The organism is Blattabacterium sp. (Nauphoeta cinerea), from assembly GCF_000471965.1.
Lineage (GTDB): Bacteria > Bacteroidota > Bacteroidia > Flavobacteriales > Blattabacteriaceae > Blattabacterium.
The window spans coordinates 329,915-352,260 of record NC_022550.1 but is presented as its reverse complement, the minus strand read 5'-3'; the positions used below and the strand labels follow the sequence as shown (position 1 = coordinate 352,260).

Below are 22,346 nucleotides of genomic sequence, written 5' to 3'. Positions count from 1 at the left end.
TGATTTTAAATTTATCAGATTTATCAGGATTTAAAAATGGAAAAATATTGTTGGTAGATAAACCATGGGGATGGACCTCTTTTGAGATTATTAAAAAAATAAAAAGTTATATTCTCAGTACTACTACGAAAAAAGAAAATTTAAAAATTGGACATACGGGAACTTTAGATCCTTTTGCGACAGGTTTATTAATTGTTCTGACAGGAAAATATACTAAAAAAGTAAATGAAATTCAAAATTATAAGAAAGTTTATACAGGTATTATGAAATTGGGTTGTGAAACCTTATCTTTTGATTCAGAAACAGAAGAGTATAATTTTTCTTCCGTTTTGCATATTACTCCTCAATTAATTAAAAAAACATCTAAAAAATTTTTAGGGGAAATCAATCAGTCCCCCCCATATTTTTCTGCTTTAAAAAAAAAAGGAAAAAGATTATATGAATATGCTAGAAAAGGGATAAAAATAATTCCCCAATCTAGACGTGTAAAAATTTATAAATTTCATATCCTAAAAATAGGAATTCCTTATATAAAATTTTTTATAGAATGCGGAAAAGGTACTTATATTAGATCTATAGCCCAGGATTTTGGGAAAGCGCTTCGAAGCGGAGCTTATATACTTTCTTTAAGAAGAGAACGAATAGGAAATTTTTCTATGAATTCTTCTTCTATAGAATTAAATATTTCAAAAGAATTTTCGTGTTATTTACTAGATTAAATTTTATATTTTTTGTACCATGTATGAAATTTATTTTGGTATTCTTCATGAGTTAATACGCCTTTTTTGACTCCTTCTAATAAATGTTTTTTTAGTAATACTCCGGTTTTAGAAAAAATGGATTTTACCGTATGGGTGGGTTGTGCCCCTTTCATTAACCAGGATACAGCATTTTGTACTTTTAATACAGTTGAAGGCGGATCCGTATGAGGATTATAAGTTCCTAGTTTTTCAATAAATTTTCCATCTCGTGGAGCACGAGAATCAGCTACAACTATATGATAAATAGGCTTATGTTTTTTTCCAATTCTTTTTAAACGAATTTTTACGGACATAATTTGATAAATTTATATTATATATGAAACCTTCTAATATTTTTTATAGTAAAGTAGCCCAAATTTAGATATAATTATCATGTTTTTGAAAAAAAATGGTATATATTTACATTTTTCATAGACCCGTTGTGTAACGGTAGCACAGCAGATTTTGGTTCTGTTAGTTGGGGTTCGAGTCCCTACGGGTCTGTCACTTTTCCATTGGTATAGAGTGGAATTCTTTTCTTTCTTTAGAGAACAAAATGAGTATTGGAATGAAAATAAAAAAGAAAAAGTATTATTAATAGCTTTTTTAAGTGTTTTAGCATATGTCTTTATTCATTTATCCCAATCATTATTAGGATTGGATAAATTGACTCTTGGCATATTAAGATGTTTGGTAATATCTATTTTCATATTGTATTCTTTTATGAAAAAAGACTTAACTACTTGGATATTATTATCCATTATCATAGGAATAGAAATGGGATTAGATATGCCAAAAATTGCTGTTGAATTAAGATTTTTATCTCAAATATTTTTAAGATTGATTAAAACGATCATTGCTCCAATATTGTTTTCCACTTTAGTAGTGGGAATAGCAAGTCATTCTAATATAAAACAATTAGGGAGCATGGGATGGAAATCCTTACTATATTTCGAAGTGGTGACAACTTTAGCTTTATTTATTGGTCTTATTGCAATTAATGTGTCCCAGGCTGGAGTCGGAATTGTAATGCCTTCAGGAATCACGGAACAACAATTACCAAAAGTAGAAAGTAGATCTTGGCAAGATACAATTCTTCATGTATTTCCGGAAAATTTTATAAAATCGATATATCATGGAGATGTATTGCCGATAGTGGTATTTTCCGTTATATTTGGTATATCCATGATTTTCTTAGAAGATAAAAAACGAAGTTCTATATTACTCTTTGTAGAGAGTCTTTCAGAAATCATGTTTAAGTTTACTAAAATTATTATGTATTTTGCTCCTATAGGAGTAGGATCCGCTATTGCTTATACAGTCGGACATATGGGTTTGGATATTTTATATAATTTATTTCAATTGTTACTTACTCTTTATATTGCCTTATTGATCTTTTTGATAGTAGTTCTCCTTCCTATTCTTTTGTGGATTAAAGTTCCTTTAAAAGGTTTTGTAAAAGCATTAACTGAACCTGTATCACTCGCCTTTGCAACTACAAGTTCAGAATCCGCTTTACCTTTACTTATGGAAAATTTGGAAAAGTTGGGAGTTCCCAGGAAAATTATAGCTTTTGTGATTCCTACAGGTTATAGCTTTAATTTAGATGGAACTACTCTTTATTTATCTTTAGCAACTGTTTTTGTAGCACAGGCATCTGGTATCCCTTTGAGTTTTAGTCAACAAATATTTATAGGACTGACGTTAATTTTAACTAGTAAAGGAGTTGCTGGAGTTCCCAGAGCATCTTTAGTAATTCTTTTAGCTACTGTAGCTTCTTTTGGATTACCTACTTGGCCTATATTGGCGATTATAGGTATAGATGAATTAATGGATATGGCTAGGACTACCGTAAATGTTATAGGAAATGGATTAGCTAGTTGTGTAATTGCTCGTTCTGAAGGAGAATTAGATGACAAAAAAATGTCAGATTATATAAAAAAAAAGTGATAATAATTTGTAATTAAGTAATTAAATTTTGAAAACAAATTGTTTTTTTTATAATAAAAGTATAAAAAAATATTCTATAACTCCGAATGGAGTAATTATGAGCAAGAGTCATTCCAATATTGCTTTAATTAAATACTGGGGGAAACATAGCAATAAAATTCAAATTCCATTAAATTCGTCTATTAGTTATTCTTTAGGAAAAGTATACACAGTGACACGATTAATTTATCAAGAAAAAAAAAAAATAACTTATCTAAAAGTATTTTTTTCAGGAAAGGAAAAAACTAGTTTTCTTCCAAAAATTTTAAAATTCTTTTATAGGATTTCATTTTATTGTTCTTATTTACGAAATTTTAATTTTATTATAGAAACCTCTAATACTTTTCCACATAGTTGTGGAATAGCTTCTTCTGCTTCTTCCATGAGTGCTTTGGCATTATGTATTATGAAAATAGAAAAAAAATTAGTATCCTCTTTAAAAGAAGATTTCTTTTTCAAAAAAGCTTCTTTTTTAGCAAGATTAGGTTCTGGAAGTGCTTGTAGATCCATTTATCCTGGACTAGTTGTTTGGGGATATCATCAATCCATAGAAGGAAGTAGTAATCTTTATGCTATCCCATATCCATATGAAGTCCATTCCATTTTTACAAAAATAGAAGATACGATTTTAATCATAGATGATAATCCCAAAAAAATATTGAGTTCAAAAGGACATCAATTAATGAATAATCATCCTTATGCTAGAGAAAGATTTAAGTATGCTAATCAAAATATGAACAGACTTATATCTATCTTAAAAAGAGGAGATTTTCAAGAATTTGGAGAATTAATAGAACATGAAGCTTTAACTCTTCATGCTATGATTATGACTTCTCGTCCCTATTTTTTATGTATGAAAGCCAATACTCTGAACGTAATTCATATGGTATGGGATTTTAGAAAACAAAACAATAAAAACATTTATTTTACGCTAGATGCAGGTGCTAATGTTCATCTTTTATATCCGATTCAAGAAAAAACATCTATTATAAAATGGATATATAGTGATTTATTTTTTTATTGTAAAAAAATTATAGAAAGTTTTTGTTTATAGAATTTATTATCTTTGGTTGGTATTTTGGTGGACGTAGCTCAGTTGGTTTAGAGCATCAGATTGTGGTTCTGAGGGTCGCCGGTTCGAATCCGGTCGTCCACCCCTAAAATTAATTTAATACTTTTTTGATTCTTGTAAAGGCTTCTATGATTTGATTTTCTGATGAAGCATAAGAAATACGTAAACATTCATTATCTCCAAAAGCACTACCACTAACGGTAGCAACTTGAGCTTTTTCAAGTAAAAATTCAGAAAATTCATCTGAATTTTGAATCATTTTTCCATATAATTTTTTTCCCAAAAAATTTGAAATTTTTGGAAAAATATAAAAAGCTCCATTCGGTTGGTAAAATTGAAATCCATCAATTTCTTTTATCATATCCAAAACTAAATTTCTTCTTCTTTCAAATTTTTTGATCATATATTCTATTTTATTTGGATGTGCTGACAATGCAGAAATAGCAGCCATTTGTGCAATAGAATTGGCACAAGATGTCATTTGTCCTTGTATTTTATCACAAGATTGAACAATCCATTCTGGAGCTCCAATATATCCGATCCTCCAACCTGTCATTGAAAAAGCCTTAGATAATCCATTTATTGTGATAACTTGATGATAAATGTCAGGAAATATAGCAATACTAGTATGTTTTTTTGAGTAACAAATATGTTCATAAATTTCATCAGAAATAATCATGATTTCTGGATATTTTTTAAAAACTTCCGCTAAATTTTTTAATTCATCATAAGAATAGACACTTCCGGTAGGATTACAAGGAGTATTGAAAAGAAATAATTTTGTTTTAGATGTAATAGCTTTTTCTAATTGTTCTGGATGAATCTTAAAATTATTTTTCATAACTGTTGGAATTATAACAGGACAAGATTCACAAAACTTTACCATTTGTAAATAACTAACCCAATAAGGAGCAGGAATAATGACTTCATCATCTTTATTCAATAAAGACAAAAGAACATTTATTATAGCTTGTTTTGCTCCGGTAGAAATTACAATTTGAGAAGGAGTATATTTTAAACGATTATCACGGTAAAATTTTTGGCATATTACTTTTTTTAGTTCAAAATATCCGGATACTGGAGTATAATAATGATAACCTTCATCTATAGCTTTTTTTGCAGCGGATAAAACAAAATTAGGAGGGGAAAAATCTGGTTCTCCCAAACTCAAATTTATAACGTCATAACCTTTATTTTTTAATTCTCTAGCTTTAGATGACATAGCTATAGTTTGTGAATATGATATATTCTGTAAACGATGAGATAATCTATTTTTCATATCATAATATTTATTGTTAATTTATTGAATGATTTGATTGAAATGATTGCAAATCTAAATAAATTTGGTCATAAATTTATTTATCCATTAATATGGAATTAATTAAAAAATATTTTCCAAATCTATTGGATCGACAAATTTACAAATTGTCCTCTTTAAAAAATTTATATGCATATTGGAATGTATATGTAAATTTAGTTTCTAGAAAAACATTTCAAGATTTTTATCAACAACACGTCCTTTTTTGTTTAGGAATTGCTAAAGTATTTTCTTTTTATCCTGGATCATATGTTATGGATTTAGGGACAGGAGGAGGATTTCCTGGAATTCCTTTATCTATAGTTTTTCCTCATACAAAATTTATATTAGTAGATTCTATTAGAAAAAAAATTAAGATTATAGAAAAAATCATATGTGATCTTCATTTAAAAAATGTGTATCCTATTTGGACACGTGCAGAAAAATTGGAAATAAAATTTGATTTTGTAGTTACTCGAGCTGTAAACAAAATAGATATTATCCATAATTGGATAAAAGATAAATTTAAATACAAATCCAATTATAGAATAAAAAATGGAGCTTTATATCTAAAAGGAGGAAATATTTATGATGAATTAAAAAAGTTTCCTCATGCAATAGAATATCCTTTAAATCATTATTTTGACGAACCATTTTTTATAACTAAAAAAGTTATTTGGATTTCCAACATTTAATAGAAATTGATTAAAAATGAATACTAAAAAAATTTTTGTAGAAAAAGTGAAACAAAAAGGTGGATGGGTAAATGCTCATGCTCACTTAGATAGAGCTTATACTCTCACACAAGAGAATTTTAAATATTCTTATTTTCCTCTTAAAAAAAAATGGTACCTGGTTGATGAAATGAAACGTTTAGCTACAGAAGAAGACATTTATATCCGTATGGAAAAAGCATTAGAATATTTTTTAATGCAAGGAACACAAGCTTTATGTTCCTTTATTGATGTAGATGAAATTATTGAAGATCGTGCCTTGAAGGCGGCTAAAAAACTGAAAAATAATTATGGAAATTATATTCATATTTGTTTTGCAAATCAAGTTCTTAAAGGCGTATTGGATAAAAAGTCAAAATATTGGTTTGATAAATCAATAGAATTCGTAGATATTATTGGTGGATTACCCGCTACAGATCATGGAAAAGAAGATGAACATCTAGATATTTTATTACAAACAGCTAAAAAAAAAGGAAAAATTGTGCATGTACATGTAGATCAATTTAATACGAGTGAAGAAAAAGAAACTGAAAAACTAGCAATAAAAACGATTGAATATGGAATGCAAGGAAAAGTAGTAGCTATACATAGTATTTCTTTAGCGGCGCATGTTAGAGATTATCGTTATAAAATATACAAATTAATGAAAAAAGCAGATTTAATGGTAATATCTTGCCCTATTGCTTGGATAGATCATACCAGAAGTGAACGTTTAACTCCTAGCCATAATTCTATCACTCCAGTGGATGAAATGGTTCCTGAAGGAATTACAGTGGCTTTTGGTACGGACAACATTTGCGACATATACAAACCTTTTTCTGATGGAAATTTATGGATAGAACTACGAGTGATGTTGGAAGCTTGCCATTATTATGATATAGATCATTTAGTGAAAATTGCAACAATAAATGGATTAAAAGTATTAGGATTGTAATTATTCATTTTTTTACTCTTTTTTCTGGACGCATTTGTGGAAAAAGTAAAACTTCTTGAATTGATTTTTTTTGAGTTAATAACATTACTAAACGATCGATTCCTATTCCAATCCCTGCAGTAGGAGGCATCCCGAATTCTAAAGCACGTATAAAATCTTGATCAAGAGATATAGATTCATCTTTTGTATTTCTTTCAGATAATTTTATTTGTTCTCGTAAACGATTAAGTTGGTCGATCGGATCATTAAGTTCTGAATAAGCATTCGCAATTTCTTGTCCATTTATAATGAGTTCAAAACGTTCTGATAAATTTTTTTTATAACGATGTCTTTTGGTTAAAGGACTCATTTCTACAGGATAATCAATAATAAAAGTAGGATGAATGTAATTTTTTTCACATTTTTCTTCAAAAATGTTTTCAATCAATTTAGCTTTACTCATTTTTATGTTTTCTTCTATATGCAATTTTTGACAAACTTTTCTTAACTCTTCTTTTTCCATTTCGATCAGATCAAATCCTGTATATTTTTTAATAGAATCTAATATGGGGATACGAGGAAAAGGAGTTTTAAAATTCATATGATGAGTATCTTTTTCTTGAAATTGATTCCAAATACATTTCATCAATTTTTCTGTAAAATTCATCATCCAGTAATAATCTTTATAAGCAACATAAAGTTCTAATACAGTAAATTCTGGATTATGAATACGATCCATCCCTTCGTTTCTGAAATTTCTAGAAAATTCATATACACCATGAAATCCACCAACAATCAGTCTTTTCAAATAAAGTTCATTAGCTATACGTAAATACAATGGAATTCCCAATGTATTATGATATGTTTCAAAAGGACGAGCTATAGCTCCTCCAGGAATAGATTGCAAAATAGGTGTATCTACTTCTAAATATCCTTTATCATCCAAAAAATCTCTGATTTTTTGGATGATGCGAGTCCGTTTTAAAAAAATTTCTTTTACATGATCATTGACAATAAGATCTACATAACGCATCCGATAACGTTGTTCCGTATTGGAAAAAGAATCATATATTTTTTTATTTCTATCTATTTTTACTTGTGGTAAGGGTCGTATAGATTTGGACAATAAAGTAAATTTATGAACATGTATGGTCATTTCATTCATTTTTGTTTTAAATAAAAGACCTTTGACTCCAATAATATCTCCTATATCTATAAGTTTTTTTAAAAAAATATTGTAAGCGTCCTCTTTTTTTATTATTTGATTCGAAGATAAAAATAAATGATCCTGAGTAAAATATATTTGCATACAACCCGTATGATCTTTAATCTCTCCAAAAGAAGCTTTTCCTAAAATACGTAAACGCATTAACCGTCCAGCTATGCTTATAGTTTCTTTTTCCGTGAAATTTTTTCGTATATTATAAATGGTAGTAGTTATAACATATTCTTCTGATGGATAAGGATTAATTCCCAATAATTTCAGTTTATCTAGTTTTTTTCTTCGTATAATTTGTTGTTCTGATAAATAGGTTAGGTCCCTCATACGAAACAAACGAATTGAATCAAACGAAGGTACATTTGTTTTTTATATTATATAAATTTTAGTTTAGTTATGAAAAAAAAAATACTTTTTTTCGAAGATTTAGGAAAAAAGGAATATAAAAAAACTTGGAAATATCAGAAAATATTATTTGATAACATTATACAAGAAAAAATAAATAATATATCTGTTCAAAAAGCAGGATATTTTCTCTTTGTAGAGCATCCTCATGTATATACTATAGGAAAAAATGGAAAAAAAGATAAACATTTGTTAGTTTCGTCAGATTTTTTAAAAAAAATAAATGTTTCTTTTTATCAAACAGATAGAGGAGGTGACATCACTTACCATGGGCCCGGTCAATTGATAGGATATCCTATCTTAAATATGGATTATTTTTTTACAGATATTCATAAATATCTTCGTCTTTTAGAAGAAGTAATTATTCATTTTTTATGGAAAAATTATGAAATAAAGGGAGAACGAGAAAAAGGAAAAACTGGAGTTTGGTTGAAGAATGTAAAAAACGTAAAATCAAGAAAAATATGTGCAATAGGAATTAGAATGAGTCGTTGGGTGACCATGCATGGATTTGCTTTAAATGTAAATACAGATTTACAGTATTTTAATCATATTGTTCCTTGTGGAATTTACGATCAAGAAGTAACTTCTTTAAAAAAAGAATTGAAAAAAAATGATATTTCTTTTCAAGAGGTTAAACATATGGTGAAAAAATCTTTTCAAGAAATTTTTGATGTGGAATTTATCAATATAAATACGACCTAAAAATTGTATTTTGAATTTATTTTATTGGTTCGGCTATCATAATTCCATCTTTATCTATTTTTGTAATTAACACATCTTGTAATGTATTTTCATATATAGAAGAATTATATGAGTATATCTTAGTTCGAATATAATTTTCTGTATATCCATATAAATATTCTTTATTATGATGATTCTTTTCGAATAAAACGGTTTTTTTAGTATAAATTTGTTTTTGACAAAAAAAACGATATTTCTTACTTGAAAGGACTCTCAAAATTTGATTCCGTTTCCATTGTATTTTTTTAGATACATTTTCCTGTATCGTACTAGATTTTGTATTTGGTCTAGTAGAATAGGTAAATATGTGTAAAGATGAAATTTCTAATTTTTTTAAAAAATGATAAGTTTCCAAAAAATGTTTATGTGTTTCTCCAGGAAAACCAACAATAATATCTGAACCTATATAAGCATCTGGCATTAAATCCCGAATTTTTTTTATTTTTTCTTTATAAAGTTCTAATTTGTAACGTCTATGCATTTTTACCAAAATATCGTTACTCCCAGACTGTAAAGGGATATGAAAGTGAGGGACAAAATGTTTACTTTTAGACAAAAATTCAATACATTCATTTTTAAGCAAATTTGGTTCTATAGAAGATAAACGGATTCTCCCTTTCTCTTGTATTTGATCTATAGCTTGTATTAAATCAAAAAATGTATATAATTGTCTATTTTCTCCATATACATTTTTTCCATAATCGCCTATATTGATACCTGTTAACACTATCTCTTTAACTCCTTTTTTAAAAAGAAATCTAATATTTTTCAATATATTTTCTATACTATCAGAACGAGAGACTCCTCTTGACATAGGAATTATGCAATAACTGCATTTATAATCACATCCATCCTGTATTTTTAAAAAGGAACGTGTTCTATCTCCAACAGAAAACGATGGAAAATAAGTTTTTTTTGAAGTAATCTTTGCATAATATTTTTTTTTCAAAAACCATTCTCTATTAATATAATCTATGATTTTAAATTTTTCTTCATAACCTAAAACGAGATCTACTCCAATAATAGAAGATACTTCTTGAGGATTGAGTTGAGCATAACATCCTATTGCTACAACAAAAGCTTTTGAATTTTTAACAGTACGAACAATATGCTTCAATTCAATTTCTGCATTTCTTGTGACAGAACAACTATTAATTACATAAATATCTGCATAACTTTTGAAAGGGACATGTTGATAATACAAGTTAGAAAACTTTCTTGCTATGGTAGAAGTCTCTGCGTAATTGAGTTTACACCCCATAGTATAAAATGCTACTTTTTTTTTCAACATCTATTTTTGGATGAAAAAAAATCTTCAATTCCACTATGACTAGCTTTTATAGCTATTTTTCCTTTTATCCAATTTGCCGGACATACTTCTCCACTTTTTTCGTTATGTTGAAGGGCGTCTATCATACGAATAGCTTCATGTACATTTCTACCTAAAGGAAAATCATTAATTAAAAGATGTCTGATGATCCCTTCTTTATCTATTAAAAATAATCCTCTATAAGCAACAAGTTCTCCCGTCGCCTTCAATCCTTCATTATTGCAAATCCAATTCCCAGACAATACTCCATAGTTATGAGATATAGTTTTATTGATATCAGAAACAATAGGGTAAGTAACCCCATGTATTCCACCTTTTTCTTTTGGCATCTGGAGCCAAGCCCAATGAGATTGTTCTGTATCCGTAGATATAGCAATAATTTGTACATTTCTCATTTCAAAATCCTTAATTTTTTCTTGAAATGCATATATTTCTGTAGGACAAACAAAAGTAAAATCTTTAGGATAAAAAAAAAGCAAAACATACTTACTTCCTTTAAATTGTTCTAAAGTAAAATTCTGTACAATATCTTTCCCATTTAAAACCGCACTAGCCGTAAAATTGGGCGCTTTTTTTGAAATTAATGTATTCATTTTTTATACGTGTTTATATCACGAATTTACCAAAACTTAAAAGAAGAAAAAAATAATTTTTCTATTATAATCTAAAAAAAAGAATCACACATATCTATGTAATTTTTTATGAAGTTCATTTTTTATATTTGTTAAATGCATAATTTTTTTGATAAAAGCTTTTCTAACTTTTTCTTTTGAAAGAGAATTATGATAATGTATGACTTCTTTTTGAATCAATTTAGAAATATATAAAGATTTATATCTCAATAAAATATCATGAAGATATTGATTGATGTGATCCTTTTGAGAGGAAACTTGTATTCCTTTTTTATTCCATTTAGATAATGAATAAAATTTTCTTTGATAATCTGATAAATCTTTTGCGTTTTTTTGTAAACAAATTTTATCAAAAATTTCTTGATTTTTTTTCAAAGAAAAACGAAAATTCCAGCATTTAAAAACGTGCAATAGTTCTTCTAAAACTGTTGTGTTGTATTCTTTTATTTTTATGATTTGATTTCCATAATTTAAAATCAATTGAATTAATTCTTCTTCAATAACAAGAAGAGTGTTTATTTTTTTTGGAAAAAACGTAAGATTTTCTTTAACCTTAACTGGACTAAGCTTAGATACATTTTTTTCGTTTATTCTCTGTAATTCAGAAATCAAAATTTTTTTACGAATATCTAATACTTTGGAAGCCTCTTGCAGGTATAATTCCTTTTGAATAACATTAGATATTTTTGAAATACTATTCAAAATATTTTTGACTAAAAATGATTTTTTTATGGGGTCATTTTTATGGTATTTTTCATATATTTTTTGTTTAAAGGAAACAAAATTGTAACTATTTTTTGATACAAACTCTCTGAGTTGAGAAACAGAATATTTTTGGGATATCAAATCTGGATCTTCTTCATTAGAAAGAAATAATATACGTAAATTCATTTCTTGTTCTAAGATCATATTAATTCCTCTTAAAGAAGCTTTAATTCCAGAACGATCTCCATCATAAAAAAGAACAATATTTTTTGTAAATTTTCTTATCAATAGGATTTGATCTACGGTAAGTGAAATCCCAGAAGAAGAAACTACATTTTTGATACCAGATTGATGTAAAGAAATAACATCTGTATATCCTTCCACCAAATAGCAAAAATTTTCTTTGATAATATTTTTTTTAGCTTGAAATAAACCATATAAAATTTTACTTTTTTGAAAAATATTACTTTCTGATGAATTGATATATTTAGTAGAATATCTAGAATCAAGATTTCTACCTCCAAAACCTATAACCTTACCTGATAAATTATGTATTGGGAACATGACACGATGACGAAAACAATCAAAAAAATGATTATTGTTTCTGAAAACAGTAAATCCAGATTTTTTGATATCCCGTATTTTAAATCCTTTTTTTAACGCAGTTTCTGTGAGTAATTTGCAATAAATAGGTGCATATCCTAATTCAAATTTTTGAATTATTTTTACATCAAAACCTCTTTTTTGAATTAAATAATTCAAACCATTCTCTTGTCCTTCTTTAGTAAAATGTAATTGATAAATAAAAAAACGTTTTGCATAATCTTGTATCAAATATAATTTTTCATATTCATCTTGGTATTTTTTATTGTTTATATGATTAATTTCGATATCATATTTCTTGGCAAGAAAACACAATGATTCCTCATAAGTCAAATGTTCATGTTGCATAAGAAAAGTGATAATATTTCCTCCTTTTCCAGAACTAAAATCTTTCCATATTTTTTTCGTAGGAGAAACTATAAGAGAAGGTGTTTTTTCATTAGAAAAAGGACTTAGTCCTCTATAATTAAACCCACTCTTTTTTAATTCCACAAAATCCCCAATAACATCTTCTATACAAGAAACAGAAAGTATTTTTTTTGTAGTTTCTTTAGAAATCATAATCATGTTTAATTTCCTAATTTCATTCTATGAATAATTTCTTTTGGGTTAGAGTTAGAAAAAATGGTGGTTCCTGCCACTAATATATCTGCTCCATTTTGGAATAATAAAGAATAGTTTTCCAAATTAATTCCTCCATCTACTTCTATAAGAGCAGATGAATCTTTTTTTAATATTAAATTTTTAGTATCTTCTAATTTTTGATATGTTTTATGAATGAATTTTTGTCCACTATAACCAGGATTAACACTCATCAATAAAACAAAATCTATATCATTAATAATGTCTTGTAAAAGAAAAATTGGAGTATGTGGATTCACAGCCACTCCGACCTTCATTCCATTTTTTTTAATAGAATAAATAGTTCTGTTTAAGTGAATGCAAGCTTCATAATGAATATGTAAATGATCAGTGCCACAAGATTTCAATTCATCTATATAACGTTCTGGTTGTAATGCCATTAAATGTACATCCATGGGTTTTTTAGCATATTTTTTAATATATTTAGTAAACAAGAAACCAAAAGAAATATTAGGAACAAAAGAGGTATCCATGATATCAATATGAAACCAATCTGCCTCACTTTTATTCAATATTTCTATATCACGATATAAAAAAGCTAAATTGGCTGAAAATAAGGATGGAGCTATAATTTTTTTCATACATATTTCGTTAAAATTTGAATCATCAGGATGAGGTTATGTATTTTTTTATGGAATCATAGCTTCACAAATTCCCGTATGAGAAAACCCTCCATCATGATATAAATTTTGCATGGTTACTTTTCTTGTTAAATCTGAAAAAAGTGTAATAACATAGTTAGCGCAATCTTGTGCGGAAGCGTTTCCTAACGGAGATATTTTTTCAGATAATATTAAAAGTTGATCAAAACCTTTAATGTTTTTTGATGCTCGTGTGATACAAGGAGACTGTGATACAGTATTCACCCGGACTTTTTCTTTTTTTCCCCAATGATAGCCGAAATTACGTGTAATACTTTCTAAATAAGATTTATAATCTGACATATCTCCATAATGTGGAAAACTTCGTTGAGAAGCAATATATGTTATAGCTACAATTGAACCCCATTTATTCATAGCTTTTTGATTCCAAGCTGTTTGCATAATCTTATGGTAAGAGACAGCAGATATATCCCATCCTTTTCTTAAAAATTCATAGTTTAAAGAAGTATAAGTTAACCCCTTTCGTATATTCATAGACATAGCTATAGAATGTAATAAAAAATCTATTTTTCCTCCGAAATGATCTAATGTTTTTTGAAATAAAATATCAAGATCTTGTATGGAAGTCGCATCTGCTGGAATCACCATGGATTTTGTTTGATGAGATAATTCATAAGTTTTTCCTATTCTTAAAGAGGCTGGTGTGTTGGTTAATACAAAAGATGCTTTTTCTTCATAAGCACGTACTGCTACCTTCCAAGCAATAGAATTCTCATCCAAAGCTCCAAATATAATCCCTTTTTTTCCTTTCAATAAATTATAAGACATAGTTAAAATATTTAACTAAAAATACCTATTTTTTGAAAATATCTTTTATAACGGATAAATAGTCCAGCTTTTCCCATGTGAAAAGTTCTACTTCTTGTTGATTTTTATTCCCTTCTATATCCAAAAAAGACTTATACACTTTTTTTGGAGTTCGTCCCATATGTCCATACACAGATGTTTCTTCATATATTGGTTGACGTAATTTTAATCTTTTTTCTATAGCATAAGGACGTAGATCGAAAATTTTCTTGATATTCAATGCAATGTTTTCATTATCTATTTTTGATTTTCCATAGGAATTGACAAAAATTCCTATAGGTTCTGCAATACCTGCAGCATAAGAGATTTGTATCAGCAATTCATCTGAAATTCCTGCTGCTACTAAGTTTTTAGCTATATGTCTAGCGGCATAAGCTCCAGATCTATCCATTTTAGATGGGTCTTTTCCAGAAAAAGCTCCTCCTCCATGAGATCCTCTTCCTCCATAAGTATCTACTATAATCTTTCTACCGGTTATTCCGGTATCACCATGAGGTCCTCCCGTAACAAATTTACCTGTTGAATTGATGTAATACTTTGTTTTATTTGTAAATAATTTTTTTACATTTTTAATATTATTCATTACTCTTGGAATAAGAATATTTTGAACATCATCAACTATACGTTTATGCATTTTTTCTTTCGTATCAAATTCGTCATGTTGAGTTGAAATAACAATAGCGTGAATATGTATCGGGATATTAGTTTCAGAATATTCTAAAGTGACTTGAGATTTTGCATCTGGACGTAAGTAAGTCATTTGTTCTCCTTCATTTCGAATATATGAAAGCTCCCTTAATATATGATGTGAGAGCTCCAATGATAAAGGCATATAATTTTCTGTTTCTTTTACAGCATAACCGAAAACAAGACCTTGATCTCCAGATCCTTGTTCTTCTTTTTTTGATTTTTGAATTCCCTCTAATAAATCTAGAGATTGTTCTTGAATAGAAGAAATCACTCCACAAGAATCTGCATTAAATCTATATTCATTTTTAGTGTATCCTATTTTCCTAAGTGTATTACGAGCTATTTTCTTAACATTAATCCAAGCTTTAGAATTAATTTCTCCAGCTAATATAATTTGTCCCGTGGTGACTAACGTTTCTATAGCTACTTTTGCATTTGGATCACATGCTAAAAAATGATCTAATATAGAATCAGATATTTGATCTGAAATTTTATCAGGATGACCTTCTGAAACAGATTCGCTAGTAAATAAATAAGTCATTTTAGGACTAAACTTAAGAAGTATTTTTATAATGAATTACTTAATTTGATTCTGAATTTTGATAGATTCTTGATGCAATAGTTTAAAAATTCCTTCAATAAATTCTTCAGAAATACCTAAACTTTTTCCTAAATTCAAATACTTTTTCATAATATCTTTCCATCTTCTGGGTTGAAAAATAGCAATATCTGAAGATTTTTTCAAAGATCCTAATTTTTTTGAAATGTTCATTCTTTCGGCCAAAAGCGCAATAATATTTTCATCTAGTTCATCAATTAAAATTCGAAAAGAATCTAAATGTCTTTCACTTTTTTGATCACATTTTTCAATATATGTTAATTCTTTTAACATTTCCAAAAGATTTTCAGGGGTGATTTGTTGTTGAGCATCACTCCAAGCATGATCTGGATCACAATGACTTTCTATCATCAATCCTTCATATTGAAAATGATAAGCTTTTTTTGCTATATCTAAAATTCCTTCTTTATTTCCACAAATATGTGAAGGATCACATAGAATAGGAATTCTCGGAAGAAGACTCCTAAAATTTAATAAAAGATTCCAATTAGGTTGATTACGATATTTTGAGTTTTTATAGGTATAAAATCCACGGTGTATGACTCCTAATTTTCTAATTCCTTTTCTCAATAAACGTTCTAAAGCTCCTATCCACAATTCCATATCAGGATGAATGGGGTTTTTAACCAAAATGATTTTATTATTTGCTCCTTCCAGTGCATCCGCTATTTCTTGAATTGTAAAAGGACTAGCCGTACTTCTAGCTCCTATCCAAAGAATATCTATTCCAAAAGAAATGGATAATTTCACATGTTCTGCATTTGCTACTTCTGTAGCCACCATTAATCCTGTGTTATTTTTAACCTTATGAAGCCATTCAAGTCCTTTTTTTCCAATTCCCTCGAAATTGTTGGGTTTAGTTCTAGGTTTCCATATTCCAGCTCTGAATGCTTGAACATAGGAAGAATTCAATCTATTAGCTGTTTCTAATATTTGTTGTTCGTTTTCTGCACTACAAGGACCAGATAAAATGAAAGGTTGATTCCACTTATCAATCCAAGATCTATCTATGCTACTATTCAATTTTTCCATCACAATACATTTAATTTACACATATTTTTTTTTATCTTTTATATTATTTGCTTTTTTCATATATTGATCGATTTCATGAAATTCTTTGTTTATTAAATGATTACGAAATTTATTTAAATGATAAATATAAAAATCTACAGCTTGAATCAGATTAACTCTATTCGAAATAAAAATAGGCAACCATGTTTCAGGCTTACTTTTCGCTAAACGTGTAGTTGAATCCAATCCACTTCCCATCATATTATTAAAAATTTTTTCTTTATTTTTAAATTTTTTTAAAACTGTACTAGCTAAAACAAAGGAAACCACATGAGGTAAATGAGATATATAAGCAATATATAAATCATGTTCTTTAGAAGTCATATAAATCATACGCATATTCATAATAGAATATATTTTTTTTACTACGGCCATTGCATCTGGAGCACTAAGTTCCGAATCACAAATGATACATTTTTTTTTATAAAATAAATCAGAATTAGCTGAAATAGGACCAGAATTTTCAATTCCTGCAATGGGATGTGTAGCAACAAAACGACTCCTTTTAGGATGAGAAAAAATCCTATTATAAATATCATACTTAGTAGACCCTGTATCTAAAATAACTGTATCCATACTGATTCTATTCAGAATACTTATAAGTATTTTTTCTATTCCATCTACGGGAATAGATAAAATAATTACTGAAGATTGCATAATGAGATCCTGTAAAGGAATAATATCATCTACAATTCCAAGTTTTACAGCATGCAAAGCATTTTCTTTATTAGAATCTGTTCCTATAAATTTATCTCCAAAATTTGATTTTCTTAATCCTAAACCAATGGATCCACCAATCAATCCTAATCCTATTATTCCAATATTCATGAAAAAATTCTATTTTTTGCCTGTTCCAAAATTTTTACTGGACAACACATAGAAAACCTTATATATCCTCTTCCATTACGACCAAATACTCTACCAGGTGTGACAAATATGTGATAAGTTTGGAAAAATTTTTCTGACCATATACGATCATTTTTATCTGCATCAGTGATTTTTGCCCAAACAAATATTCCAGAATTTTCTTTGGCATATTTTAAATGTAAATAATCACATATCTCCCATATGATTTTTCTTCTTTGAAAATATTCTATATTAAGTTTTTCAAACCATTTTGAATCATGTTTCATGGCTTCTATGGCTCCAATTTGAATTGGATAATACATACCAGAATCCATTTGACTTTTTATTTTCAATATATTATGAATAAATTCTTTTTTTCCTATTATCATTCCGATACGCCAACCAGGCATATTATGACTTTTACTTAAAGAATTTAATTCCAAAGCTATATCTTTGGCCCCTTTTACGTTAAAAATACTTAAAGGACGTTTTTTATTTAAGATAAAACTATAAGGGTTGTCATAAATAAGCAATACACGATTTTTTTTTGCAAATAGAACAATTTCTTCTAATTCTTCAAAAGAAATTGTAGCCCCTGTAGGCATGTGAGGATAATTAATCCACATCATCTTTGCTTTTGTTCCAGACAGATTTTCCAATTTTGGAATCCAATTTTCATCCTCATAAAGATCATAATAAATAATTTTTGCTTCCAAAAGTTTTGATATAGAGGAATAAGTAGGATATCCAGGATCCGGAATTAATACCTCATCACCTTGATCTAAATAAGACATGCTTATATGCATAATTCCTTCCTTAGAACCCATTAATGGCAAAATTTCATGGTTAGGATTAACATCAACTTGATATACTTTTCTATACCAATTAGAAATGGCATTTCTTAGAGGTTCAATTCCAATATAGCTTTGATAAGTATTAGCATGCTTTAATTCTGATGCTTTTTTCATTTTATGTACTACCCCATATGGGGGAAGAAGATCAGGATTTCCAATTCCCAAATTAATGATTTTTATCCCCTTTTTTTCAAGACTATGAATTTTCTTCATTTTTTCTGAAAAAAAATATTCCGATATTTGAGACGTTCTTTTGGCTGATACAATCATTAGGATCTAATTCTACCGTTTTTATATTCTCCCATAATAGACAATTGATGAAGACAGGGAATTTTTTGTATTTTTTTTTTCATTTTTTCATAATCTTTTATATTGTTAAATATAATATCCACATAAAATGAATATTCCCAAGGTCTTTGTATTATAGGAATGGATTGTATTTTCGTCATGTTAATTCCAAGACTAGATATCAGACTCAATATATGAGATAAACTACCAGTAGTGTGCAATATTTTAAATATTAATGAAGCTTTGTTAAAATAATCATTTTTTTCTTTATAAGAATTTGTAATAATAAAAAATCTAGTAAAATTACTAGCAATAGTTTGTATATTCTTGAAAAGAATCTCAAGATCATATTCTTTAGCTGCATTTTCAGATGCTATTGCAGCTAAACCTTTTTTTTTGCATGTAGAAATATATTTAGCAGCAGCAGCTGTATCTGAATATTCTGATATTTTTATATCAGGATGTGCATCTATAAATAATTCACATTGTAAAATAGCCATAGGATGAGAATATATTTCCTGAATATCTTTTATATTTTGTCCAGGATAAGCCATGAGATGATGTTGTATTGGCATATACACCTCTCCCACTATTTTTAAATTATATTCAGATAAAAGACTGTAATTTGTCAAAATTGTTCCCGCTATGCTATTTTCTATAGCCATAACTCCAACATCCACATCAGATTTGGCTACGCCAATTACCAATTCTCTAAAAGAAGAGCATTCCATCAACTTATAATTACATCCTTCAAAATATTTGGAAACTGCTGCATGATGAAAACACCCCTTCACTCCTTGTATCGCTATTTTTTTCATGAAATCAAAAAAAAAGACAAAAAAAAAGATTGAATCCCTATCAATCAAGCGAAAAAAATTTGAAGCAAATATAAAAAATTATTCTATTTTATACAATTTTTTCAATTTTTCATAGATTAAATTGAAATGATAAAATGTGAATATGGATTGACAATAAAAATAAAAGATTAAAACGGTTAACTTTATATTTTCGTATTCTACTATTTCATTATGCAAAAGAAAAAATATTCTATAGGATGGAGGAATGAAAACAAGCACCCTTCTCTTTCGGAAGTTTTTTCTTCCGTTTCTGTTCCTCAACAGAAAGGAATATGGAAAAAACTTTTTGCTTTTACTGGTCCAGGATTATTAATTGCTGTAGGATATATGGATCCAGGAAATTGGGCTACAGATATTGCTGGAGGTGCTAAATTTGGTTATATGCTTTTATCCGTTATTTTTATATCCAATTTTTTTGCCATTATTTTGCAACATTTAGCTTTAAAATTAGGAATTGTTTGTGAGAGAGATTTAGCACAAGCTTGTAGAGATCATTATTCTCACTTTATTAGTTTTATTTTATGGATTTTATGTGAAATCGCTATTGCAGCTTGTGATTTAGCTGAAATCATTGGTTCTGTATTAGCCTTAAAATTACTTTTAGGTATTCCTATTACATGGGGGGTATTAATTACAGCTATAGACGTTTTAATTATTCTATTCTTCCAATATAAAGGGTTTAGATACATTGAAAGTGTAGTAGCTGTTTTAATTTTTACAATTCTAATTTGTTTTAGTTTTGAAATTATTAGTTCAAAACCTGAAATTTTTCCCATCCTAAAAGGAATTGTTCCTGACCCTGAAATTATGAAAAATTCGCATTCTTTTTATATATCTATAGGAATATTAGGAGCCACGGTAATGCCTCACAATCTTTATCTTCACTCAAGCATCATACAAACCAGAGATTATCCACGTACTATTGAAGGAAAAAAAATGGCAATAAAATATGCGACCATAGACAGTACTTTATCTTTATCCTTAGCATTTTTTATCAATGCAGCTATATTAATTATATCTGCAGCCACTTTTCATAAAGCTGGACACACAGAAGTTGCAGATATTATGGATGCACATAAACTTTTAACTCCTATCCTAGGGTCTAGCTTAGCTGGAGTTTTTTTTGCATTGGCTTTACTAGCATCAGGACAAAATTCAACATTAACTGGAACTTTAGCTGGACAAATAGTTATGGAAGGATTTCTGAATATAAAATTAAAACCTTGGATTCGAAGATTAATCACAAGACTTATGGCTATTGTTCCAGCTATGATCGTCTCTATTGTTTATGGAGAAAAGGGGACAACTGAATTATTAATAATTAGTCAAATCATTTTATCAATACAACTCAGCTTTGCTATTATACCATTAGTGAATTTTACAGGAGATTCTGAAAAAATGGGACCATTTGTCAATGGTCTAATTTTAAAAATATCATCTTGGTTGATTGCAATTATCATTGTGTTACTCAATTTGTTTTTATTATATGATACTTTCCTGGGAAGAAGATGAGAATACTTCAAAATTTAACGTCAACTCGCGTTGACGATGTAAACGAATACTTGCCTGATATTTTCCTATTGTTTTAATAATTTTATTTCCAGGGATTCTAATAAATTTTTTATCTATAGAGATTCCTTTTTCATTCAAAACTTTCATCAGATACTGATTATTAATTGACCCGAAAAGTTTTCCTCCTTTACCTACTTTAACTGGTATTTTAATAGTTAATTTTTTTAGTTTCTCTTCTATTTCTTTCGATTTTTCAATTAAAAAACTTTCTTTTTTAGAACGTTGTTTCAATATTTCATGAGTATTTTTTATAATTCCAGGTAACGCTAAAACAGCATATCCTTTAGGAATTAGATAGTTTCTGGCATAACCAGGTTTTACATCTAATTCATCATATTGAAAACCTAAATTTTCTACATCTTTTTTGAGAATAATTTTCATTTTTTATCTTAAATCGTCTGTAACAAAAGGTAATAGACCAATCTGTCTGCATCTTTTAATAGCCGCATTTAATTTATTTTGATTTTTTTGTAAAGTGCCTGTAATACGACGTGGTAAAATTTTTCCTTGCGCATTCAAAAATTTTATTAAAAAAGTAGGATCTTTATAATCTATATATTTAATATTTCTTTGTTCAAAGAAACAATATTTTTTTTCTACTTTAGTTTCTATTTTAATAGGAGATAAATATCTTAATTCATTATCTTCTCCTTGTTTTGTATGTTTATGGGGTTCTTCTAATGTCATAATTCTTCATCTTTTTTTAAGAATTTTTTTCTTCTCCTTTCAGCATATTCTATTCCATATTTATTTAATTTTATAGTTAAAAAACGTAATACACGCTCATCCTGTCTTAATTTCAATTCTAAATCAGAAACTAAATCAGAATTAAACAAAAATTCAAATAAGTGATAACAACCACTTTGTTTTTTTTGAATAGGATAAGCAAATTTTTTTAATCCCCAATGTTCCTGATGAATCATTTTTCCTTTTTTTTGCATGATATAATTTTCGTATTCTTTTGCTGTTTCTTTTGCTTGATCATCAGATAATATAGGAGTTATGATTATAATATTTTCATAATGTTTAAGCATTGAATTTTTTTAAATGTAAAT

22 protein-coding genes, 2 tRNA genes and 1 pseudogene are annotated in these 22,346 nt (G+C 28.0%); 9 read left to right on the top strand and 16 right to left on the bottom strand.

Going from position 1 to position 22,346, the window contains the following annotated elements:
* The first annotated feature begins 2 nt into the window (after positions 1–2).
* Positions 3–719, top strand: a complete 717-nt coding sequence (truB, locus tag K645_RS01760; RefSeq protein ID WP_041936085.1) for a tRNA pseudouridine(55) synthase TruB — start codon at positions 3–5, stop codon at positions 717–719.
* On the opposite strand, the gene rpsP is transcribed toward truB, so the two are convergent.
* Positions 716–1,054, bottom strand: a complete 339-nt coding sequence (gene rpsP, locus K645_RS01755; RefSeq protein WP_022565161.1) for a 30S ribosomal protein S16 — start codon at positions 1,052–1,054, stop codon at positions 716–718. The genes truB and rpsP overlap by 4 nt on opposite strands.
* A 119-nt stretch (positions 1,055–1,173) precedes the next feature.
* Between rpsP and K645_RS01750 the strand changes: the two genes are divergently transcribed.
* From K645_RS01750 to K645_RS01735, 4 genes and pseudogenes are all read left to right on the top strand, one after another.
* Positions 1,174–1,244, top strand: a tRNA-Gln gene (locus K645_RS01750).
* Between the two features lie 52 nt (positions 1,245–1,296).
* Positions 1,297–2,690, top strand: a pseudogene (locus K645_RS01745) (dicarboxylate/amino acid:cation symporter).
* 28 nt (positions 2,691–2,718) lie between these two features.
* Positions 2,719–3,783, top strand: a complete 1,065-nt coding sequence (locus K645_RS01740; protein WP_022565159.1) for a diphosphomevalonate/mevalonate 3,5-bisphosphate decarboxylase family protein — start codon at positions 2,719–2,721, stop codon at positions 3,781–3,783.
* Between the two features lie 27 nt (positions 3,784–3,810).
* Positions 3,811–3,885, top strand: a tRNA-His gene (locus K645_RS01735).
* Positions 3,886–3,892: 7 nt separating this feature from the next.
* Here K645_RS01735 and K645_RS01730 read toward each other — a convergent pair.
* Positions 3,893–5,080, bottom strand: a complete 1,188-nt coding sequence (locus tag K645_RS01730) for a pyridoxal phosphate-dependent aminotransferase (protein ID WP_022565158.1) — start codon at positions 5,078–5,080, stop codon at positions 3,893–3,895.
* A gap of 92 nt (positions 5,081–5,172) precedes the next feature.
* Between K645_RS01730 and rsmG the strand changes: the two genes are divergently transcribed.
* Positions 5,173–5,793, top strand: coding sequence for a 16S rRNA (guanine(527)-N(7))-methyltransferase RsmG (gene rsmG, locus K645_RS01725; RefSeq protein WP_022565157.1), 621 nt, complete (start codon positions 5,173–5,175; stop codon positions 5,791–5,793).
* A 16-nt stretch (positions 5,794–5,809) separates the two neighbouring features.
* The gene (locus tag K645_RS01720; RefSeq protein WP_022565156.1) at positions 5,810–6,766 is read left to right on the top strand and encodes an amidohydrolase family protein; all 957 of its coding nucleotides are present in this window, start codon (positions 5,810–5,812) and stop codon (positions 6,764–6,766) included.
* A 4-nt stretch (positions 6,767–6,770) separates the two neighbouring features.
* Here K645_RS01720 and lysS read toward each other — a convergent pair whose 3' ends face one another.
* On the bottom strand, positions 6,771–8,291 hold the full coding sequence (gene lysS / locus K645_RS01715) for a lysine--tRNA ligase (protein ID WP_041936009.1): 1,521 nt from the start codon (positions 8,289–8,291) through the stop codon (positions 6,771–6,773).
* Positions 8,292–8,360: 69 nt separating this feature from the next.
* Here lysS and lipB point away from each other — a divergent pair, with 69 nt between their 5' ends.
* Complete coding sequence (lipB, locus tag K645_RS01710; RefSeq protein ID WP_022565154.1) at positions 8,361–9,074, top strand: lipoyl(octanoyl) transferase LipB; 714 nt, start codon at positions 8,361–8,363, stop codon at positions 9,072–9,074.
* Between the two features lie 16 nt (positions 9,075–9,090).
* On the opposite strand, the gene mtaB is transcribed toward lipB, so the two are convergent.
* From mtaB to K645_RS01660, 10 genes are all read right to left on the bottom strand, one after another.
* Entirely contained in the window at positions 9,091–10,404 is a 1,314-nt protein-coding gene (gene mtaB / locus K645_RS01705) for a tRNA (N(6)-L-threonylcarbamoyladenosine(37)-C(2))-methylthiotransferase MtaB (RefSeq protein WP_022565153.1), read from the bottom strand.
* Complete coding sequence (locus tag K645_RS01700) at positions 10,398–11,036, bottom strand: peroxiredoxin (protein WP_022565152.1); 639 nt, start codon at positions 11,034–11,036, stop codon at positions 10,398–10,400. The genes mtaB and K645_RS01700 overlap by 7 nt, the downstream gene beginning before the upstream one ends.
* An 84-nt stretch (positions 11,037–11,120) precedes the next feature.
* Entirely contained in the window at positions 11,121–12,944 is a 1,824-nt protein-coding gene (gene dnaG, locus K645_RS01695; RefSeq protein ID WP_041936084.1) for a DNA primase, read from the bottom strand.
* An 8-nt stretch (positions 12,945–12,952) separates the two neighbouring features.
* Entirely contained in the window at positions 12,953–13,606 is a 654-nt protein-coding gene (rpe, locus tag K645_RS01690; RefSeq protein ID WP_022565150.1) for a ribulose-phosphate 3-epimerase, read from the bottom strand.
* Positions 13,607–13,654: 48 nt separating this feature from the next.
* On the bottom strand, positions 13,655–14,455 hold the full coding sequence (locus K645_RS01685; RefSeq protein WP_022565149.1) for an enoyl-ACP reductase: 801 nt from the start codon (positions 14,453–14,455) through the stop codon (positions 13,655–13,657).
* Positions 14,456–14,480: 25 nt separating this feature from the next.
* Positions 14,481–15,725, bottom strand: a complete 1,245-nt coding sequence (gene metK / locus K645_RS01680; RefSeq protein ID WP_022565148.1) for a methionine adenosyltransferase — start codon at positions 15,723–15,725, stop codon at positions 14,481–14,483.
* A 36-nt stretch (positions 15,726–15,761) separates the two neighbouring features.
* Positions 15,762–16,835 (bottom strand): bifunctional 3-deoxy-7-phosphoheptulonate synthase/chorismate mutase type II, encoded by a 1,074-nt coding sequence (locus K645_RS01675; protein ID WP_041936008.1) that lies wholly within the window; start codon positions 16,833–16,835, stop codon positions 15,762–15,764.
* Positions 16,836–16,850: 15 nt separating this feature from the next.
* Entirely contained in the window at positions 16,851–17,702 is an 852-nt protein-coding gene (locus K645_RS01670) for a prephenate dehydrogenase (protein WP_022565146.1), read from the bottom strand.
* Positions 17,699–18,844 (bottom strand): pyridoxal phosphate-dependent aminotransferase, encoded by a 1,146-nt coding sequence (locus tag K645_RS01665; protein ID WP_022565145.1) that lies wholly within the window; start codon positions 18,842–18,844, stop codon positions 17,699–17,701. The genes K645_RS01670 and K645_RS01665 overlap by 4 nt, the downstream gene beginning before the upstream one ends.
* Entirely contained in the window at positions 18,844–19,680 is an 837-nt protein-coding gene (locus tag K645_RS01660; RefSeq protein WP_022565144.1) for a prephenate dehydratase, read from the bottom strand. The genes K645_RS01665 and K645_RS01660 overlap by 1 nt, the downstream gene beginning before the upstream one ends.
* Positions 19,681–19,890: 210 nt before the next feature.
* Here K645_RS01660 and K645_RS01655 point away from each other — a divergent pair, with 210 nt between their 5' ends.
* Complete coding sequence (locus tag K645_RS01655; protein ID WP_022565143.1) at positions 19,891–21,231, top strand: Nramp family divalent metal transporter; 1,341 nt, start codon at positions 19,891–19,893, stop codon at positions 21,229–21,231.
* Here K645_RS01655 and rplI read toward each other — a convergent pair.
* Genes rplI through rpsF form a run of 3 tightly spaced genes read right to left on the bottom strand, consistent with a single transcriptional unit; the run spans position 21,202 to position 22,325 of the window.
* A complete protein-coding gene (rplI, locus tag K645_RS01650) occupies positions 21,202–21,672 on the bottom strand; it encodes a 50S ribosomal protein L9 (RefSeq protein ID WP_022565142.1) in 471 nt (156 codons plus the stop codon). The two genes, K645_RS01655 and rplI, sit on opposite strands and share 30 nt — an antisense overlap.
* Positions 21,673–21,675: 3 nt before the next feature.
* Positions 21,676–21,978, bottom strand: a complete 303-nt coding sequence (gene rpsR, locus K645_RS01645; RefSeq protein ID WP_022565141.1) for a 30S ribosomal protein S18 — start codon at positions 21,976–21,978, stop codon at positions 21,676–21,678.
* Positions 21,975–22,325, bottom strand: a complete 351-nt coding sequence (rpsF, locus tag K645_RS01640) for a 30S ribosomal protein S6 (RefSeq protein WP_022565140.1) — start codon at positions 22,323–22,325, stop codon at positions 21,975–21,977. Before rpsF ends, rpsR begins: the two co-directional genes overlap by 4 nt.
* Positions 22,326–22,346: the final 21 nt, after the last annotated feature.

Bases quoted from the DNA above. Each gene is read 5' to 3' on its own strand.
- lipB (WP_022565154.1), top strand. From the start codon at position 8,361: ATGAAAAAAAAAATACTTTTTTTCGAAGATTTAGGAAAAAAGGAATAT.
- K645_RS01700 (WP_022565152.1), bottom strand. From the start codon at position 11,036: ATGAATACATTAATTTCAAAAAAAGCGCCCAATTTTACGGCTAGTGCG.
- lysS (WP_041936009.1), bottom strand. From the start codon at position 8,291: ATGAGGGACCTAACCTATTTATCAGAACAACAAATTATACGAAGAAAA.
- mtaB (WP_022565153.1), bottom strand. From the start codon at position 10,404: ATGTTGAAAAAAAAAGTAGCATTTTATACTATGGGGTGTAAACTCAAT.
- rpe (WP_022565150.1), bottom strand. From the start codon at position 13,606: ATGAAAAAAATTATAGCTCCATCCTTATTTTCAGCCAATTTAGCTTTT.
- dnaG (WP_041936084.1), bottom strand. From the start codon at position 12,944: ATGATTTCTAAAGAAACTACAAAAAAAATACTTTCTGTTTCTTGTATA.
- K645_RS01720 (WP_022565156.1), top strand. From the start codon at position 5,810: ATGAATACTAAAAAAATTTTTGTAGAAAAAGTGAAACAAAAAGGTGGA.
- rpsP (WP_022565161.1), bottom strand. From the start codon at position 1,054: ATGTCCGTAAAAATTCGTTTAAAAAGAATTGGAAAAAAACATAAGCCT.
- K645_RS01655 (WP_022565143.1), top strand. From the start codon at position 19,891: ATGCAAAAGAAAAAATATTCTATAGGATGGAGGAATGAAAACAAGCAC.
- K645_RS01665 (WP_022565145.1), bottom strand. From the start codon at position 18,844: ATGATTGTATCAGCCAAAAGAACGTCTCAAATATCGGAATATTTTTTT.
- metK (WP_022565148.1), bottom strand. From the start codon at position 15,725: ATGACTTATTTATTTACTAGCGAATCTGTTTCAGAAGGTCATCCTGAT.
- rpsR (WP_022565141.1), bottom strand. From the start codon at position 21,978: ATGACATTAGAAGAACCCCATAAACATACAAAACAAGGAGAAGATAAT.
- rplI (WP_022565142.1), bottom strand. From the start codon at position 21,672: ATGAAAATTATTCTCAAAAAAGATGTAGAAAATTTAGGTTTTCAATAT.
- K645_RS01685 (WP_022565149.1), bottom strand. From the start codon at position 14,455: ATGTCTTATAATTTATTGAAAGGAAAAAAAGGGATTATATTTGGAGCT.
- rpsF (WP_022565140.1), bottom strand. From the start codon at position 22,325: ATGCTTAAACATTATGAAAATATTATAATCATAACTCCTATATTATCT.
- K645_RS01675 (WP_041936008.1), bottom strand. From the start codon at position 16,835: ATGGAAAAATTGAATAGTAGCATAGATAGATCTTGGATTGATAAGTGG.
- rsmG (WP_022565157.1), top strand. From the start codon at position 5,173: ATGGAATTAATTAAAAAATATTTTCCAAATCTATTGGATCGACAAATT.
- K645_RS01660 (WP_022565144.1), bottom strand. From the start codon at position 19,680: ATGAAAAAAATAGCGATACAAGGAGTGAAGGGGTGTTTTCATCATGCA.
- K645_RS01670 (WP_022565146.1), bottom strand. From the start codon at position 17,702: ATGAATATTGGAATAATAGGATTAGGATTGATTGGTGGATCCATTGGT.
- K645_RS01730 (WP_022565158.1), bottom strand. From the start codon at position 5,080: ATGAAAAATAGATTATCTCATCGTTTACAGAATATATCATATTCACAA.